The sequence below is a fragment of the Campylobacter lari subsp. concheus genome (assembly GCF_008245025.1).
Lineage (GTDB): Bacteria > Campylobacterota > Campylobacteria > Campylobacterales > Campylobacteraceae > Campylobacter_D > Campylobacter_D concheus.
In genome coordinates this window covers 673,610-692,503 of the sequence record NZ_CP043426.1, presented here as the reverse complement: position 1 = coordinate 692,503, position 18,894 = coordinate 673,610, and the positions used below count along the sequence as shown (strand labels likewise).

Sequence of the window (18,894 nt, the reverse complement as noted above, 5' to 3'; positions counted from 1 at the left end):
AGATATAAATGCAATTTCAAACTGAAGTTAATCAACTTTTACAACTTATGATTCATTCTTTGTATTCAAACAAAGAAATTTTTTTAAGAGAGCTTATTTCTAATGCAAGCGACGCACTTGATAAACTTAGTTATTTAAGCGTGAGTGATGATGCTTATAAAAATCTAAAATTTGAACCAAAAATTCAAATCAACTTCAATCAAGAAACAAAAACCCTAACCATAAGCGATAATGGTATAGGTATGAATAAAGAAGATTTGATCAATCACCTTGGAACCATTGCTAAAAGTGGTACAAAAAGTTTTTTAGAAAACTTAAGCGGTGATGCTAAAAAAGACTCACAACTTATAGGACAATTTGGCGTAGGCTTTTACTCTGCTTTTATGGTAGCTTCTAAAATAGAAGTTTTAAGCAAAAAAGTATTAGATGATAAAGCTTATCTTTGGACTTCTGATGCTAGTGGTTATGAAATAGAAGATGCAAATAAAGATGAGCAAGGCACTTGCATAACCTTGCATTTAAAAGATGAAGAATTTTTAAACTCATACCGCATTGAAAGTATAGTAGAAAAATACTCAAATCACATACAATTTCCTATTTTTATGGAAAAAGAAGAGTATTTGCCGTTAGAAGAAGGTGAAAAAGAACCTAAAAAAGAATTAAAAAATACTCAAATTAACACAGCAAGTGCTTTATGGAGACAAAATAAAGCAAGTTTAAAAGCTGAAGATTATGAAAGATTTTACGAACAAAACTTTCATGACTCAAACAAACCTATGCTTTATATTCACACAAAAGCTGAAGGTTCTATAGAATATAATTCTTTATTCTTTATACCTGCACAAGCTCCATTTGATTTATACAGAGTAGATTATAAAAGTGGTTTAAAACTTTATGTAAAAAGAGTTTTTATAAGCGATGATGATAAAGAATTATTACCAACTTATTTAAGATTTGTACGCGGAATTATTGATGTAGAAGATTTACCGCTTAATGTAAGTCGTGAAATCTTACAAGAAAATAAAATTTTAAAAAGCGTTCAAGAAGCAAGTGTTAAAAAAATCTTAGCAGAACTTAAAAAATTCAAAGAAAAAGATAAAGAAAATTATCTTAAATTTCATGACAATTTTGGAAAAGTTTTAAAAGAAGGTTTATATGGTTTTGGTGAAAATAAAGACGCTATAGCTAAACTTTTATACTTTAAAAACTCAAATAAAGAAGAATTAATTGATCTTGAAGAGTATAAACAAAACTTAACTGAAGGTCAAAATGAAATTTTTTATATTAGTGGAAAAAATGAAAAACTTTTAAGAAATTCTCCGCTTCTTGAAAGTTATAAACAAAAAAATATCAATGTTTTATTGCTTGATGAGGAAATTGACACCATAGTTATGCCTATGATGAATGAATTTGAAGGCTTAAAATTTAGTGCTATCAATCATCTATCTAGTGAAGAAACTAGCGAAGAACAAAAGGCTGAATTTGCAAGCTTACTCATCAAAATAAAAGAAGTTTTAAAAGATGAAGTTGAAGAGGTAAAACTTAGCCAAAGACTTTCAAATAGTCCAAGCTGTATTGTTTATGATCAAAATAAACCTGATTTTGCTATGCAACAAATTCTTAAACAAATGGGGCAAGAACAGCAAGTTAAACCTATACTTGAAATCAATCCTAATCATGAAATTTTAAAAGCCTTAAAAGAAAATGATACCTTAGCTAATGAAATGGCACATATTCTTTTAAATATGGCTAAACTTAGTGAAGGTATGGGTATAGATAACCCTAGCGAATTTAACAATGCCTTAAGTAAAATCGTTTCTAAGGCTTTAGAAAAATGAAAAATATAGCTATTTCTAAAGATATTTTGCACGAATTTTGTATTATAGATGTAAGAACTCCTGGCGAATGGAAAAGCGGGGTTATAAAAGAAGCTACACTCATCGCACTTTGCGATGATAATGGCTTTATGAATGAAAATTTCATCCAAGAGTTTAAAGAAAAAGTAGATTATCAAAATAAAAACATAGCCTTTGTATGTGCTACAGGCTCAAGAAGCAAACACACTGCTATGATGATAGAAGATGCTCTAGGTATAGAATGTACTAATCTAGATGGTGGCATGGTAGCGCTTTTATCACAAGGTTATGAAGCTATAAAAAAGGAAGGTTAATTATGAAAAAAATATTTTTATCTTTAGCACTTTGTGTTAGTTTTGTTTTAGCAGAAGTTAAAAATATCGATATTAATGCGGATATTTTGGAAAATTATCAAGTAATTGATGTTAGAAAACCTAGCGAATGGGCACAAACTGGTACTATAAAAAATGCCATTAAAATTAGCTTTTATAATGAAGATGGTAGTGTAAATAAAAATTTCGTTGAGGAAATTAAAAAGATTTCAAGTAACAAACCTATCGCTATAGTTTGTAGAAGCGGTTCAAGAAGCGCTAAAGCTTCTGCTTTGCTAGATCAAAATGGCATAGAAGTTACTAATTTAAAAGGTGGTATGAACGCACTTTTATCACAAGGATATGAAACCTCAAAGTAAGTCTAACTGGACTTACTTTTTCTTTGGTCTAAATACAGAAATTACTTCTTCATTATTTTCAATATAAGCTCCACCTATTAAATCCACACAATAAGGAATAGCAGGAAATATAGGCTCAATGCATTCTCTTATAGCTTTTGGATTACCCGGTAAATTGATAATCAATGATTTTCCTTTTATGCCTGCGCTTTGTCTTGAAAGTATAGCTGTTGGTACATACTCTAAGCTTTTTGCACGCATTAACTCTCCAAAACCCGGAAGCATTTTATCGCACACTGCTTGTGTTGCTTCTGGTGTCACATCACGCAAAGCAGGCCCTGTACCCCCTGTAGTAAAAATCAAATCACATTTTACTTCATCAGCCAAATAAGCTAATTTTTCTATAATTAAATCATATTCATCAGGAATTAGTTCATAATAAAAACTTTTTTCATTTTTTATATAAGAATCTAAAATTTTTTCTATCTCTATTCCAGATTTATCTTCATAAACTCCACTACTTGCTCTATCTGAAAGTACTAAAATTCCTATTTTTACCATTTTTACTCCATTATGATTTTTTCTACATCTTGTTTTTCTATTTTTTCATTTTCTAAAAGAATGTTAGCTAAGCTCACTACTTTTTCTTTCATTAATTCTAAAAATTCTTTCACTTCTTGCTTTTGCTCTTGCAATAAACCCTCATTTGCCATAGCAAAAGTTTCCATGAAAGTAAGCAATTCTTTAACCTTCAAAAGATCACTTTGTGCATTGGTATAGCTTTCATTAAAAATAAGCTCCATGGCAACTGAGCCTGCTAGAAAAACTTTTATTTTGTTTAGCAATTCTGATTTTGACTTGATGGTATTTTCATACTCTTTAAATCTATCTTCTATCAAAGTAATTTTTTCAAATTTAACATCAAAATAAAAAGCACACAAAGCTTTAGCTGCTTGGTATGTGGCTTGAATTTTTCTTTCCTTATCACTTAGAGAGAAAATCTTTTTTTTACCCATTAAAACCTTATTAAGCACTGCAAAAAAATCATTTTCTTCTATTAAATCTGATTTTCTTCTTATAGCATTAATGGCCGCTTCATTAACTAGAGTCTCTAAAGCTGCTCCGCTAAAACCCACACTAGCTTTTGCAATTTTTTCTAAATCTACACTAGATTTTTTTTCTTTCATATAATTTTGTAAAATATGCATTCTATCTTTAAAATCAGGCAGAGATATAAAAATTCTTCTATCAAAACGCCCTGATCTTAACAGCGCATTATCCATAAGATCGATTTTATTTGTAGCAGCCATCACTATAACACCGCTATTATCTTCAAATCCATCCATTTGAGTTAAAAGCTGATTTAGAGTACTATCTCTTTCTACATTAGAAAAATCTCCCCTACTTTTACCAACCGCGTCAATTTCATCTATAAAAATGATACTTGGAGCTTTTGATTTAGCTTTTAAAAAAAGCTCTCTAACTCTTTTTGCACCCATACCTACATAAATTTCTACAAAACTAGCTCCACTTTGATAAAAAAATGGTACCCCAGCCTCACCTGCTACTGCTTTTGCTATCAAAGTTTTACCCACTCCAGGAGGCCCTACTAGTAAAACCCCTTTTGGCATTTTCACGCCAAAATCTTTATATTTTTGAGGATTTTTTAAAAAATCAACAATTTCTAAAAGCTCTACCTTAGCCTCATCAACCCCTGCTACATCTTTAAATTTAACTTCACTTACCACATCTTGTATAGTGTTATTTTGTTCATTTTTTTCTAAAATATTTTTTTCTAAAGAAAGTAAATTTTGTCTATCTTTATTTTTTTTATTAAGAAAGAGTAAAAAACTTACAAGAAAAGCAAGCAAAATAAGAATCAAAAAAAACTCACTTAAATTGTAATCTTTAGCATATTCTAAAGGAATTTTTTGCCACAAAGTATTTAGATCTACTACATCTTTGGCAATTAAAAAATTTCCTTCTTTACTTTTTAATAATATTTCATTATTTTCTACTATGGCTTTTTGGATTAAATTTTGCTCTAAAAGCTCTTCATAAGCGGCTTTACTAATATAATCAGGTTGATTTTTTATAAACGCAACTATTACAAAAACACAAAGCAATAAAAATGAAGCTAAGATAATCTTTTTATTTTTCATCCTCTAGCCTTACATAGTTACAATCTTCTTTGCATTCATATTTTTCAATACTTATCCATTGTTTAGCGATATCTTCTTTGCTTGTAATTTTGATTTTATTAAAAAATTGATCATAACCTTCATAAAAACCATCTTTTTTACTCTCAACTAAAATTTCTAAAGTATTTTTTTGATTTTTTCTAAACTCATAATTATTTTGTACAACTATATCTTTTAAAATATTTAATCTTTCTTTAGCTATTTCACCATTAATTCGCTCACTCATAGAAGCAGAATGCGTTCCATCACGTGGTGAGAAAATAAAAGCATGAATATGCGTAAGTTTAAATTGCTTAAAATTTTCTAAAGCCTCTTGCCATATTAATTCACTTTCTCCAGGGTGTGCTACAATAAAGTCTGTTCCCAAAGCAAAACCTTTTTGGCTTAACTCATTAAACAGCGCTAAATCATTTTGCGTATGCGATCTTCTGCGCATAATGCGTAGCATTTTCTCATGGGTGTGTTGCAGGGCAATATGCAAATGCTTTTCAAGCCAAGGCTCATTTAAAATTTCTTTAAAACTCTCATCAATTTGAGCAGGCTCCAAACTCCCAAGTCTTACTCTTTTTATACCATTAACCTTGCCTATTTCTTGTAATAATTTTCCAAGCGTATTTTTATCTTTTGAACCATAACTTCCTATATTAGTACCTGTTAAAACTACTTCACTATAACCATTTTGTGCAAGAAGTTTGATTTGTTTTATTATTTCCTCACTTGGCATACTTCTTGATTTACCCCTAACACTTGGGATTATACAATAGCTACAAGCAAAGTCACATCCTTCTTGAATTTTTACAAAAGCTTTAGTGTGATTTTCATAATTACTTACGATTTTTGTATCAATAAAGTGTAAATTTCCAAGCTCATAAAAGGCTTTATCTTGCGAGATTAACTCATTGATTTTATCTTTATTAGAAGCCCCTAAAACTCCAAAAATTTCTTTTTTATCAAAAAAATCCTTTCCCTTACTCACAGCACCACAGCCTGTAAGTATAACCTTAACTCCATTTTTCTTTACACCATTAATATAGCTTCTAAGCCCGCTATCAGCACCATTTGTAACGGTACAAGAATTTATCACTATCACATCAGCTTCTTGCTCATTTTGTGTAACAATATGATCTTTAATATAAGTTTTTAATAATTGCGTATCATAAATATTAGTTCTACAACCAAAAGTTTTAAAATATACTTTTTTTTTCAAATATCTTCCTTATTTTCTATAAATTCATGTTTTGCCATATATAAATTTTGTGATGGATAAGCTATTTTTATATCATCATGTTTACTAAATTCATTAATGATTTCTTTGCTTATATTACTTCTTAAAATCAAAGCCGCATAAGAATTTGTCATATACCAAGCAGAAATTCTCATGCCATAACCTTCTAAAAATGTAAAAAACCTAGGCTCTACTTTAGGATTTCTAATACTGTATTCATTTCTTAATTTACTCATAGATTCTTTTGCAATTTTTGTATAACCTTTAGAAGCTTTTATAACAATTTCTTCCACTATTTCTAAGGCTTTTTGATGATTTGAATCAAAAGTCAAAGTAATATCAAGTCCATCCCAAACTGTTTTCATACCATGATGGGTATAATTTGATATAAGATTGGTAAATATAAAATTATTTGGTATAAAAATTATCCTACCACTTCTTCGATTATCTGTGTAAGTTAGCAAAGAAATATCTTCATATAAGGTTATTCTTAAAAACGAAATATCAATTATATCACCAATATAATGCGTATTGTTTTGAAAAACTCTAACTCTATCACCTACTCTAAAACTTCCACCAAAAACTATCACACACCAACCAAGCATAGACATAAACATATCTTTCATAGCAATAGCCAAACCAGCAGAAGCAAAACCAAGCACAGTTACTAAGTAACTAATATTTTCAATATACCCAAAAAGTAAAATCAAAATAATCACATTGATATTAATAAAATTAATGATTTTATTTGCTGTATAAAAGCGATCATTATCGCCTATGTATTTTCTAGCTATAAATTTGAGTAAAAATGCTATAGCTACAACGATAATAATAGCTAAAACAATATTAAAAGCTCTTACGCCTTGAATTTTAATAGAAGCTGTTGTTTTTTCAATTTCTTCTTGGATTTTTTTTTCATATACAGAATAAGAAATTTCCCCAAAACGCAAGGTTTGTGAAAAATCTCTTACCATTTGATTGGATATTTTTAAATACTCATCATGTTCTTTACTAGGGACTAATTTAGCTATTTCAGCCACTAAAACATTTTCTTTTATAAGCTCATCTAAAGTCTGCTTAAAACTATTTAAAAGATTAACATATTCTTCTTTATCACGTCTTAGTTTTTTTATATGTGAGTATGCTGAAATGATGGCTAAAGGATTAGTTAATTTATCTATTTTATCAACTTCTTCAGGAGCTAAAACCATCTTGGAAAAATTTGCACTTTTATACTCACTTAAAAGTTCTAGTCTTTCTTTTAAGATTAAAATTTGCCTTTCTATAATGCTTTTATTACGCTCATTAGCCTTTAAACTTTCTTTTTCTAAAGCCAAAATCTCATCTTGAGTTTTTCTGTAAATATTAAAATTATTATATTTAATTACCCAAGTATTATATGTTAAATTATTATGCAGTTCATTTAATTTTTGCTCTAAATGCTCTATATTATCTTGTGCTAAAAGCATCAAAAAAGGTAAAAATAAAAGTAAAAAAATCTTTTTCATGCAAACACCTCTAAAGTGCGTAAAATATCTTCTTTGCTTATATCATTTTTTATACAAGCTTTTCCCAAACCACAAGCTAAAATAAAATTAATCTTTTGAAAATGTGTCTTTTTATCCAAGAAAAAAGCATTGTAAAACTCTTGTGTATTTGAAATTTTATAAGATATAGGTAATTTAAATTTCACAAGTAAATTTTGTATTCTTTGGCATTCTTGCTCACTCAATAATCCTAAATTTAAAGCTAAAACATTTGCCATATTCATACCTATAGCCACAGCTTCACCGTGTAAGTATTTTTTATACTCTGTTTGATTTTCTATAACATGAGCAAAAGTATGTCCATAGTTTAAAAGCATTCTTAAACCGCTTTCTTTTTCATCTTGTGAAACCACACTAGCTTTAAGCTCTATACTTTTTCGGATGATTTGAGCCAAAGTAATATCATCTAATTTAGCATTTAAAAATTTATCCTCGTTCAAATTTTCTAAAAAAGATAAAATTGCTTCATCAAAAACCACAGCCATTTTGATAAATTCAGCCATACCCGCAGATAGTTCTCTTAAAGGCAACGTTTTTAAAAACCTACTCTCACAATACACCGCTTTTGGCTGATAAAAAGTGCCTATTAAGTTTTTGCCAAATTTATTATTCACTCCAGTTTTACCACCCACACTTGCATCCACACAAGCTAGTAAAGTTGTAGGAATATTGATAAATTCTATCCCTCTTTGATATATACTTGCTACAAAACCACCCATATCAGAGATAACCCCGCCACCAAAACTTATAAGTAGACTTTTTCTATCTAGCTTATAAGCACACATTTGATCTAAGATATATTCTATAGTTTGTAAATTTTTATACTCTTCACCATCTTTAATTTTTATGATAAAAAGTTCTTTAGCTTGAATTTTTTCCAAAAGCGCATCTAAATGTAGCTTTGCCACTAATTCATTAGTTAAAATCACCACTTTAGTATCAAAATTTAACTTTTCTAGCTCATTTATATAGACATTATAACTTGTATTATTTTTCAAATTTACCTTAACTTGCATTGTTTTCTCACAGCGATGGTATAAATAATTGATAATTTTTACTCATCTTATAATATATCGTATTTAAATCTGTTTTTAAAATTTTATTGAAATTACTTCCTAAAATTTTTTCATTAAATGGTACAAAATGCAATACATTTTGTTTATAAGAAAATTTATTGATAGGGTTATGTTCTTTTTCTTCTATTAAAAATAATTTTTCATCATGGAGTTTTGAAAGGCTTTCAAAATATTGATGGTATTCAAAAATTTCAGCTTTATTTAGTTTTAAATCGTAATAATATAAAGCAAGTCCTAGTTGGATTTGCTTATTTAAATCAAGCATAATAGAAGCAATACCTTCCACATCTTCAAAGTTTGAGCTTAAAACCACCGATGATTTTAAGTCAGCAAAATCCCCTTTGCCTGCTTTTAACACAGGAATTTTTAAAGTAAAAAGAAAGCTTTTTTCTTTTTCAAAAAGATAATCTTCCACTACTAGCAAACCTATGCTAGTATTTTCCACAAAAGACTTAATATTTTTTACATTTGTACTTTCATAGTCAAATATCACTTCGGTGCTATTTTTATGCAAGGCTTTAAGTTTATAATACATAGGAGTTAAAGTAGGATTAATCACTTTAAAATAAAGCTTTTTACTATTAATCCTTACATGTAAAAGTAAACTTGCAAAAATAAGCTTTTCTATAGCAAACTCACTCATTTTTTTCATATCTATAATACAAAGTATATTATCCCCAAAAGGCGATGGAAAGCGTCCTAAACTTGTTTTAACATTAGTAAAAACACTTTGTAAAACTTTAGGATCACCTACGATTAAAATACTATCATTTGGCATTAAAATAAGCCCAGGTCTTGCTAGGATAAATTCATTATTTCTATAAACCATTACAATTTTAAAACGTTTTTGACTAATAGAGCTTATATGTCTATAAGCAAAGCTTGATCCTGCAGGAATTTTTACCTCCATTACCTCACCTTGTCCAAGCCCTATAAATTGTGCCATAGAAGGCATGTTATCTAAACAACCTGTTAATCTCGTGCTTAAAGTATCATAAACATTAATCACTTCGCAAAAATTATCATCAATTTGACTATTCCACAAATCCATAATAACTATGTTTAATCTTGGGTGTAATTTTCTTAAATTTTTATAGCAAGCTAACATATCTGCTTCCTCTTGCATATAGATGATAGCTTGATGGAATTCTTCCTTTAATAAATTTTCTAGTTTAACCAAACTTGTAGGATCAAATTTATAAAAAGATATTTGCTCATTTTTTAAATCTAAATCCACACTTTCATCATTATAATAAACAACACTCAAAGATTCTTTAAAAGTTTTATTGCTATGAATTTTTCTTAAAAAATCTTTAGCAAAATTCCCATCAGCTAGTAATAAAATTTTATTCATTTACACCTCTAAATATAAAATATAATTATAGCAAAGTTATAGTTTATAATTTATGGTTTTTAATGCTGGTTTTTGCTTTAAAAATACTTTTATCAAAAACATGCTTAACAAACTAGCAATCACTATAAAAATAATATAAATATAAAAATACTTCTCATACATAAAATTAACAACAAAGGGTGTTAAAAAACCTAAAATCGCATAAGAAACATTATAAGCAAAAGAAAGACCACTCGATCTTAACTCTGTAGTAAAAATTTGAGTCATGAAAATAGGAGCAAAAGCTATAATGCCTTGTGCAAAACAAGCAAGTAAATAAAATGATAAAAACCACTCATTATAAAAACTAAAACTTATGCCAAAAGCTCCAAAAACCACAGTAAAAATCAAACAAATTCTAAAATGTCCTAAAAAATCAGCTAAATACCCTTGTGCTAAACTTCCTAATATAATCATAACTATGGCCAAATTTTGATATAACAAAGCAGTAGTTTTACTAACTCCTAATAGGCTTTCAAAATATTGTGGCAGTATCATTAAAGTAGCTACCCCGCTTGTTAAAACCACAGTAAGAAAAGCGCATATTAACATACTTTTTTTATGTGTTTTTAAAGCTTGTAAAAGTGGAAAATTTAAAATTTTTTCTTTTTCTTTTATGTTTTTAAAAGCTGGTGTTTCATTAAGCTTTGTGCGCAAAAATAAAGCCAATATGCCAAAAAATCCTCCTATAAAAAAAGGAATTCTCCAAGCAAAGCTTTCTACTTCTTCTTTATCAAAATACGCATATATACTTAAAGTCGCTAAATTTCCAAGTAATAAACCTAAAGTTAAAGTCGCTGAAATAAAACCAAGTGCCAAGCCAAGTCTTTTTTTACTCACAAATTCGCTCACAAAAATCCAAGCACCGCTCACTTCAGCTCCTATGGCTAATCCTTGAGCTATCCGTATAATAAAAAGCATAAAAGTAGCAAAAAGTCCTATACTTTCATAAGTAGGTAAAAAGGCCAAAACAAAACTTGGTACAACCATCAAAAGCATGCTAATATAAAAAACATTCTTACGCCCTTTAATATCTGCAAAATGTGCTAAAACAACAGCGCCAAAAGGTCTAGCTAAATACCCTGCTCCAAAGGCTACATAAGTATAGATTAATGGCCAAAAATCATCATTTTGAGGAAAAAAAATTTTTGCAAAAACACTTGCAAAGAAGATAAATAAAACAAAATCATAAAATTCTAAAATACCACCTAAAGAAGCATAGATGGTATTTTTAAAGGCTTTTTGCATTATTAAATTTTACCACCTTCGATTATTACATCATCAGCTTTTATGTCATCGCTAAAAAACGGCTTTAAGGTTTCATCATAAGCTTTGTGAAAAAACTGCTCATTTTGTAATTTTATAATCAAATCATTGATAAATTTCAACATAGCCTCATCGCCTTTTTTTACAGCAGGAGCTATGACATCATGATTTCCAAGTTCTTTAATCACTACTTCAAAATTTGGATTTTCTTTAGTCCAAGCAAAAAGTAATGCATTATCATGGCTTAACGCATCACCTCTTTTACCGATTAAAGCTGCAAAAGTTTCTGTGTTTTGATCAAATTTAATACTTTTAATTTCTGGCATATTTTTTGTAAAATACGCATCAGCTGTTGTGCCTTTATTTAAAATTAAAGTTTTGTTTTTTAAATCATCTATAGTTTTAATATCCGATCCCTTAGGAGCTACTACCCCAAGAGCAACTTTCATATAAGGCAAAGCAAAATCCACCACAGCTTCTCTTTCTGGGGTTTTAGTAAAATTAGCCAAGATTAAATCTACTTTATTTGACTCTAAAAACTCCACCCTATTTGCTGCTTCGACTAAAACAAATTGTACTTTAGATTCATCCCCTAAAAGTTCTTTTGCTATACGTTTAGCAAAATATACATCATAGCCTTGATTTTTCCCTTGAGCATCTAGGTAACCAAATGGAGGTTTATCACCAAAAACACCTATGCGAATTACACCTTGTTGTTTGATTTTTTCTAAGGAATTTTCATTAGAACTTGAATTTGAGCAGGCGCTAAAAAAAAGTGCCATTAAAAACGATAAAAGAAAAATCTTTTTCATATTTTTTCCTTGTAATTGAAATTTAATTTTTTTAAACCTTATATTAATTTTTTAAACAAATCTTTTCTAAAACAAAATTAGCGATGAAAATCAAACAAATTGAGAAATTTCTTCGCACGATCTGTCTTTGGATTTTCAAAAAATTCATCAGGTTTTGAAATTTCTACTATTTTTCCATCATCCATAAAAACTATTTTATCAGCAACCGCCCTTGCAAAACCCATTTCATGCGTAACTATAAGCATAGTCATACCATCTTTTGCTAAATTTAAAATCACATCTAAAACCTCGCGCACTATTTCAGGATCAAGTGCTGCTGTAACTTCATCAAAAAGCATGATCTCAGGATTCATACAAAGACTTCTAACTATGGCTATACGTTGTTTTTGTCCGCCACTTAACTCTTTAGGATAAGCTTTTAATTTATGCAAAAGCCCTACTCTATCAAGCCAGTATTTTGCTTCTTCTAAAACCTCTCCTTTTTTTCTTTTTTGCACCTTTAAAGGCCCTAAGAGTATATTTTGCTCCACATTTAAATGATCAAAAAGTTCATATGATTGAAATACCATGCCTATTTTCTGGCGAATTTGAGTCCATTTTTTATAATTTTTATCAATTTTTTCATCATCTACAAAAATAGCTCCATCAGCCATTTCTTCTAAGCCATTAATACATCTTAAAAATGTAGATTTCCCACAACCACTTGGACCTAGTATAACCACTACTTCTTTTTGATTTACTTCTAAATTTATATCTTTTAAAACATGATGATCGTCATAATATTTTTGTAAATTTTGTATTTTTAAAATGCTCATATTAGCTCCATTTTTTCTCTAAAAACTTTGAGTATACCGACAAAGGATAACAAAGTATAAAATAAATCAGTAAAATCAAACCATAAATCACAAAAGCTGCGTAAGAATTTTGAAATAAATTTAGCTCAATCACTTGTTGACCTACTTTAATAAGTTCTATACCGCCGATTAGATAAATCACTGAAGTGCTTTTAATAATTCTTGTAAAAAGATTAATACTCATTGGTAACAATCTTCTTAAAGATAAAGGTATGATGATAAAAAGATAAACTTCAAATTTATTAAAACCTAGTGAAAGTCCTGATTCATACTGGTGTTTTGGTATGCTTGCCAAAGATGATCTAACTAAATCCATCATCTCAAACACACCCCAAATACTAAAAACAATAATACTTGAACCCAAAGCACTCAAATGCCATCCAAACCATTTCGCCAAGCCAAAATGCACTATAAAAAGCCAAACAATCAAAGGCATAATACGCACAAACTCGAGCATAAAACGACAAAAAACATAAAGGATTTTATTTTTAGAATGCATTAAAATTCCAAAAAATATTCCTCCTATGAGTGAAATCAAAACACTAATTAACGAAAGTTCTAAAGTAACCTTTAAACCTTGTGCTAGTCTAAAAAAGGTATCTTGATTTAAAATTTCAAACATAGTTTAACCTTTTTTCTATACGGTTTAACACTAAAGATAAAGGTAAAATCAAAATCAAATAACAAAGCACCAAAGCAAATAATGCTTCATTGCTTTTATAATAAAGTCCTATAAGATCTTTAGCCACATATACTAAATCTGCTAAAGCAATAATGCTTACTACTGAAGTTTCTTTTAGTAAAAAAATGATATTTGCACTAATGCTTGGCATAGCTATACCCAAAGCTTGAGGCATAACAATATAACGGAAATTTTGCCATTTATTCAAACCCAAAGAAAGTCCTGATTCGTATTGTTGTTTTTTCACTGCTTCCATACCCGCTCTTAAGCTCTCAGCCATATAAGAACCACCTAAAAAGCTAAGTCCTATCACAGCACAAACAAAAGAGCTAAGGTGTATCCCAAACTCAGGCAAAGCATAATATAAAAAGAAAAGTTGGATTAATAAAGGTGTGTTTCTTGAAAATTCTATGTAAATTTTACAGACTGCATTTAAAAAATAAAATTTAAAATAACTTACTCCCACACAAAACAAACCTACTAAAAATGAAAAAAATACTCCATAAATAGCAAGTTTTAAAGTAAGCCAAGAAGCTTGTATAAACATAGGGCTAAACTTGATTAAAAAATCAAAATCCATAAAACCTTCCATACTTTAAATACATTATTGTAACAAATAAGACTTAAAAAGACTTAATTAAATTTTGCATTTTTTCTTTATTTAAAATTACTATTTTACCTTTATTTGTGCAAATAAGCTCATTTTGTTTTAATTCTTTTAAAAAACGTGACAAAGATTCTGGAGGTAAATTTAAAATCACAGCGATTTCTTTTTGTTTTAAATTTTGCAATTTTTCTTCGTTTTCTAGTAAAAAGCTAACCAATCTTGACTTTAAATCCAAAGATTTTTGTCTGATGAAATTTTCTAAAATTCGAATTTTGCCGATTAAAGAAGTCAAAAGCAAAAAGCTAAATTCTCCATTTTCCAAGCATAATTTTCTAAATTCATCAAAATCAAAAACACAAATTTCACAATCTTGTTCACAAATTGCATTAGCTGGGTAATTAATGCCTTCAAACACAGGCATTTCAGCTATAAAATTTACCGGAGTTAAAGTATGAAGTGTCAATTCAAAACCTTTTACATTAACCTTATATATACGCACTTTTCCACTTAGTAAAATATAAATTTTACTTGCTTTTTCACCTTGAAAAAATAAAATATTCCCTTTGTTGAAATGTTTTTTCTTGCCTTTAGAAATTAAAATTTCAAAGTGTTTATCCATTTTCTTTTTCCATATTTTTGATACTTTCTTTTGCTTTTAAAACTAGCTCTTCATCATCCGTAAAATCAAAAAATTTAAAATGATTTCCATGCTGTACTCTACCATCTAGCAAGTCCCCACTTAGCCTATTTTTTAAATCAAGTTCAGCTATTTTAAATCCATCTAAAGTTTTAGCAAATTCAAGCAAACGACTTGGAATTTCTTTTTGCCTAGTATATAAATAACAAAAGCTCTCAAGCCCTACTCTACCTACCCTACCTCGAAGCTGATGTAAGGTAGCAAGCCCGAGTCTTTCAGCTCCAACAATAACAATCACACTAAGTCTTGGCAAAGAAATCCCCACTTCAACCACGGTCGTAGAAAGCAAAATCGTGCCTTTTTCTCTAAATTCTTGTAAAATTTGTTCTTTATTTTTATCTTTTCCATGGGTTATATAAACATTTTTGTATTTATTTATCCAGTATCCTTGTGCTTGTTCTAGTGATAAATAGTCTATATTTTCACTTTCATTTACCAAAGGATAAATGATAATTGCTTGGTGATTTTTAGCTAACTCATCGTCGATTTTTTTAAGCAAATATTTAAAATCTTTATCTTGTATACAAAAAGTTTTAATGTCTTTTTTAAAAGGCATTTGTTTAATAAAACTAAAATTTACAAGCTCACTTTGTATCATAGAAAGTGTTCTTGGTATAGGTGTAGCAGAAAATTGCACGATATGTGGAGCATATTGAGAGTTTTTACTAAGCTCGCTTATTTTTTGTCTTTGATTAGAACCAAAACGGTGTTGCTCATCTATCATCACTAAAACTGCTTCAAATTCTTCTTGATAAATGAGTGCATGTGTACCTATGATAAAATGAGCTTGTTCTTTTAATTTTGCTAAATCTTTATCTTTTTTACCACCTTTTAAAAGTAATACATTAACAAAATTAGGTAAAAGTCTTTTTGCTTCATGATAAATTTGCTCTGCTAATATACTAGTTGGAGCCATTAAAATAGCCTTTTTAGGATATACTAGCAAGCTTGCAGCAAGTATAACCAAAGTCTTACCACAACCCACATCACCCATTACCACACGCCTTTTAACGACTTTATTTTGTAAGTCTTTTTTAATATCTTCTATTGCTAAAAGCTGATCATTTGTAGGGCTAAATTCTAAACCTTTAAGCCAAGGGCTTATATCAAAAAGTTCTATTTTATAAGCATTTTGTGATATTTTTTTACCCTTTAAACGCCTTAGATGATTAAAAATTTCTATATATTTTAAGTCTTTAATTATAACATTAAAATTTTCATAAAGAGTTAAATCATTATAATTATGTAAATTCAAAAGTAAATTAATATATTTTTGTTCTAAATTTAGCGCTTTTAAATTAGCTTCATTGACATATTTTAAGATAAGTTTTTTTATGCTTTCATCTTTAATAGAGCTAATTTGATATTTAGGGACTATTTGACCTATATTTTTTACTATTTTTGGGTTTATAAACTGCCAAATTCCATTAAAAAAATTCATCTTTGCATGGATACAAATTAAAGCATTATACTTAAAAATTTTAAAATGCCATTTATTAGGATGAAAAATTACTATATTTGCTTTTATACCCCATTCTAAACATTCGCAAAGTATAAAAAGCTGAGAGTGATGATTTTGCGTGCTAATAATTTTTACATTTTGAGTACAAAATGTATCTTTTGGAAACTTTGAAATTCTAAAATCATCAAATTTTTTAGGTAAAATCAAAGCCAAATCAATACAATTTTTAACCCCTAAAGCATGAAGTAGTTTTAAATCCTTTTCTTCAACTTTCATTTTCTATGCTTGCAAAACTCACTTTGATAATTTCACTATGTGCTTTAATAAAGTCATTTAACTCATTTAAAGTAGTGTTTTTAATCTTTTGCATTTCTTCTTTTAAATTTCCAAGTTTTAAACCATGTAAATATTCATTTAGCATTATATCTAGTCTTTTGGCCAAGCTTTCATATCTTAAAGGCATAGAACCTACTAAAAATTGTTTAGCTAGTTGAAATTCTTTATCATTTACTCCATTTTGGACAAAGTTTTTAAAAACTTCTTTAACTAAAGTTTTAGCCTCATTAGAACTTTCATTTTTAGTTTGCAAATACCCAAAAACTCTACTATAATTTAAATTTACATCAAGCATAGCATATGCTGAATATGCCAAGCCTCTTTTTACACGCACTTCTTCCATCAAACGCGAACCAAAACCACCTTGACCCAAGATAAATAAAGCAAGTTTAGCTAAATACATTTTCTCATCATTAATTTGTATATCAAATGGAGAACAAAAGTATATATAAGCTTGCTCGGTGCTTTTTTGCTCGCTTACTTCTATACTCTCATCAATGAGTTTGTAATTTTTGTTTTGATTTGGGGTATTTTTTTTTAAAATTTGGCAAATTTTTTCTACTTTAATCTTTACTTCATCTTCTTTGATATCTCCACCAAAAACAAATAAAGCATTATCAAGTACTAAATTTTCACTCATAAAATCTTGCAATTCTTTTAAGTTAATCTTTTCTATGCTTTCTTTAGTCCCATCAAGACCACTAGCAAAAATTTCATCTTTAAAAACATTTTTATTTAAAAGTCTTTTTGCTTGATAATCATAATCAGTATTTAAACTTGCAAGTTCACCCAAGGCTAAAGTTTTTAATCTTTGCAAGATTTTTTCATCAAAACGCACATTTAAAAATAATTCTTGTAATTTTTCTAAAGCAAAATCAAAATGTTCTTTCAGGCATTTAATACTAATTTGAAAATGCTCAAAGCTAGCCTTAGCATAAAGCTCTATAGCACGGTATTCTAAGCTTCTAAAAAACTCATCACTGCTTCCTTCGTTTAAAAGCCTAGCAAGCATACTTGCACAACCTCTATTGTGTTTTTCTGCTATTTTTCCACTATTTTTAAAAATAAGCTTAAAAAATACCACAGGAAGCTCATTATCATACTCATATATTATGCCTATTTTAGTTTCATTAAAGTCTAAATTTATCATTAAAACCTTTCTAAGATATTATAAGCTGTATCGCGTTTAGCAGGTAATTCTCCTATATCTTTGATAAGTTCTATCATTTGTTCTTGATTCATTCTGTATTTTGCACCAGCTGCAGCTACAACATTTTCTTCCATCATGGTTGAACCTAAATCATTTGCACCAAATTTTAAAGCAAGTTGGCCTATCAAAGAGCCTTGTGTTACCCATGAACTTTGTAAATTTTTAAAATTATCCAAATATAATCTTGCCAAAGCTAGCAATCTTAAATACCTATTAGAGCTTTGCTTGATGATTTCAGGATGTTTTTTAATCAGAGGAGTATTCTCACTTTGAAATGACCATAAAATAAAAGCTCTAAAGCCATATGTTTTATCTTGTAAATTTCTTAAATGATCAAAATGCTCGATGATTTCCTCATCATTTTCAACCGTACCAAACATCATAGTAGCAGTACTTTTCATACCTATATTATGCGCACTCTCATGCACCCTAAGCCAAGTAGTTGTGTCACATTTGTGTGGCGCGATGATATCTCTTACCCTATCGCTTAATACTTCAGCACCTGCTCCAGGTATAGAAAAAAGTCCTTTGGCTTGTAATCTTTTTAAAACCTCTTCTATAGAAATTTTAGAAACTCTTGCTATATAAGCTATCTCTACTGCTGAAAAACCATGCACAGTAATAGTAGGATAATTAGTTTTTATATAAGAAAGTAAATCTTCATACCATTCTATTTTAAGTTTTGGGTGTACCCCACCTTGAAATAAAATTTGCGTTCCACCTATGGCTTGCAACTCTTCTATTTTTTGCCCTATTTCTTCGTATTTTAAAATATAAGAATCATCATCTTTTTCTTTTCTACAAAAAGCACAAAAATCACAATCAATACAGCAAATATTTGTATAATTTATATTTCTATCCACCACAAAAGTAGTTATTTTTTCAGGATGAAGCTCTAATTTTTTCTCATATGCCATTGCGCCTAGTTCATATAAAGGTGCATTTTGAAGTAAATTCAATGCTTCTTTTTTGCTCAATCTATTCATTATTAACCTTTTTT

General features: G+C 28.9%; 18 protein-coding genes. 3 read left to right on the top strand and 15 right to left on the bottom strand.

All coding sequences use genetic code 11. From position 1 onward, the window contains the following. Window positions 1-8: 8 nt before the first annotated feature. From htpG to CLCT_RS03605, 3 genes are read left to right on the top strand one after another with little or no spacing between them, the layout of a single operon-like run. The gene (gene htpG, locus CLCT_RS03615) at window positions 9-1,838 is read left to right on the top strand and encodes a molecular chaperone HtpG (protein WP_149062281.1); all 1,830 of its coding nucleotides are present in this window, start codon (window positions 9-11) and stop codon (window positions 1,836-1,838) included. Continuing rightward, entirely contained in the window at window positions 1,835-2,170 is a 336-nt protein-coding gene (locus CLCT_RS03610) for a rhodanese-like domain-containing protein (protein ID WP_149062280.1), read from the top strand. The genes htpG and CLCT_RS03610 overlap by 4 nt, the downstream gene beginning before the upstream one ends. Window positions 2,171-2,172: 2 nt before the next feature. Further along, a complete protein-coding gene (locus CLCT_RS03605) occupies window positions 2,173-2,547 on the top strand; it encodes a rhodanese-like domain-containing protein (protein ID WP_149062279.1) in 375 nt (124 codons plus the stop codon). A gap of 12 nt (window positions 2,548-2,559) precedes the next feature. Here CLCT_RS03605 and mog read toward each other — a convergent pair whose 3' ends face one another. The 15 genes from mog to CLCT_RS03530 all read right to left on the bottom strand — a co-directional run bounded on the left by mog (window position 2,560) and on the right by CLCT_RS03530 (window position 18,880). Further along, window positions 2,560-3,087, bottom strand: a complete 528-nt coding sequence (gene mog, locus CLCT_RS03600; RefSeq protein WP_149062278.1) for a molybdopterin adenylyltransferase — start codon at window positions 3,085-3,087, stop codon at window positions 2,560-2,562. 2 nt (window positions 3,088-3,089) lie between these two features. After that, the gene (locus CLCT_RS03595; protein WP_149062277.1) at window positions 3,090-4,688 is read right to left on the bottom strand and encodes an AAA family ATPase; all 1,599 of its coding nucleotides are present in this window, start codon (window positions 4,686-4,688) and stop codon (window positions 3,090-3,092) included. After that, the gene (gene mtaB / locus CLCT_RS03590; RefSeq protein WP_149062276.1) at window positions 4,678-5,934 is read right to left on the bottom strand and encodes a tRNA (N(6)-L-threonylcarbamoyladenosine(37)-C(2))-methylthiotransferase MtaB; all 1,257 of its coding nucleotides are present in this window, start codon (window positions 5,932-5,934) and stop codon (window positions 4,678-4,680) included. The genes CLCT_RS03595 and mtaB overlap by 11 nt, the downstream gene beginning before the upstream one ends. Then, complete coding sequence (locus CLCT_RS03585; RefSeq protein WP_149062275.1) at window positions 5,931-7,460, bottom strand: mechanosensitive ion channel family protein; 1,530 nt, start codon at window positions 7,458-7,460, stop codon at window positions 5,931-5,933. The genes mtaB and CLCT_RS03585 overlap by 4 nt, the downstream gene beginning before the upstream one ends. Further along, window positions 7,457-8,515: a 3-dehydroquinate synthase gene (gene aroB, locus CLCT_RS03580; RefSeq protein WP_149062274.1), complete on the bottom strand. Its 1,059-nt coding sequence runs from the start codon at window positions 8,513-8,515 to the stop codon at window positions 7,457-7,459. The genes CLCT_RS03585 and aroB overlap by 4 nt, the downstream gene beginning before the upstream one ends. A gap of 7 nt (window positions 8,516-8,522) precedes the next feature. Next, window positions 8,523-9,929, bottom strand: a complete 1,407-nt coding sequence (locus tag CLCT_RS03575; protein WP_039668328.1) for a COG3400 family protein — start codon at window positions 9,927-9,929, stop codon at window positions 8,523-8,525. 36 nt (window positions 9,930-9,965) lie between these two features. Beyond that, entirely contained in the window at window positions 9,966-11,216 is a 1,251-nt protein-coding gene (locus tag CLCT_RS03570; protein ID WP_149062273.1) for an MFS transporter, read from the bottom strand. Window positions 11,217-11,218: 2 nt separating this feature from the next. Further along, the gene (locus CLCT_RS03565; protein WP_149062272.1) at window positions 11,219-12,046 is read right to left on the bottom strand and encodes a cysteine ABC transporter substrate-binding protein; all 828 of its coding nucleotides are present in this window, start codon (window positions 12,044-12,046) and stop codon (window positions 11,219-11,221) included. 77 nt (window positions 12,047-12,123) lie between these two features. Next, window positions 12,124-12,861, bottom strand: coding sequence for an amino acid ABC transporter ATP-binding protein (locus CLCT_RS03560; RefSeq protein WP_149062271.1), 738 nt, complete (start codon window positions 12,859-12,861; stop codon window positions 12,124-12,126). Between the two features lies 1 nt (window position 12,862). Beyond that, entirely contained in the window at window positions 12,863-13,522 is a 660-nt protein-coding gene (locus CLCT_RS03555; RefSeq protein ID WP_149062270.1) for an amino acid ABC transporter permease, read from the bottom strand. Beyond that, entirely contained in the window at window positions 13,515-14,162 is a 648-nt protein-coding gene (locus CLCT_RS03550) for an amino acid ABC transporter permease (protein WP_149062269.1), read from the bottom strand. The genes CLCT_RS03555 and CLCT_RS03550 overlap by 8 nt, the downstream gene beginning before the upstream one ends. Window positions 14,163-14,205: 43 nt before the next feature. After that, window positions 14,206-14,808 (bottom strand): Crp/Fnr family transcriptional regulator, encoded by a 603-nt coding sequence (locus CLCT_RS03545; RefSeq protein WP_149062268.1) that lies wholly within the window; start codon window positions 14,806-14,808, stop codon window positions 14,206-14,208. Further along, on the bottom strand, window positions 14,801-16,624 hold the full coding sequence (gene recG / locus CLCT_RS03540; RefSeq protein ID WP_149062267.1) for an ATP-dependent DNA helicase RecG: 1,824 nt from the start codon (window positions 16,622-16,624) through the stop codon (window positions 14,801-14,803). Before recG ends, CLCT_RS03545 begins: the two co-directional genes overlap by 8 nt. Continuing rightward, window positions 16,614-17,834, bottom strand: a complete 1,221-nt coding sequence (locus tag CLCT_RS03535; RefSeq protein ID WP_149062266.1) for a M16 family metallopeptidase — start codon at window positions 17,832-17,834, stop codon at window positions 16,614-16,616. Before CLCT_RS03535 ends, recG begins: the two co-directional genes overlap by 11 nt. After that, a complete protein-coding gene (locus tag CLCT_RS03530; RefSeq protein ID WP_039668320.1) occupies window positions 17,834-18,880 on the bottom strand; it encodes a dehypoxanthine futalosine cyclase in 1,047 nt (348 codons plus the stop codon). The genes CLCT_RS03535 and CLCT_RS03530 overlap by 1 nt, the downstream gene beginning before the upstream one ends. Window positions 18,881-18,894: the final 14 nt, after the last annotated feature.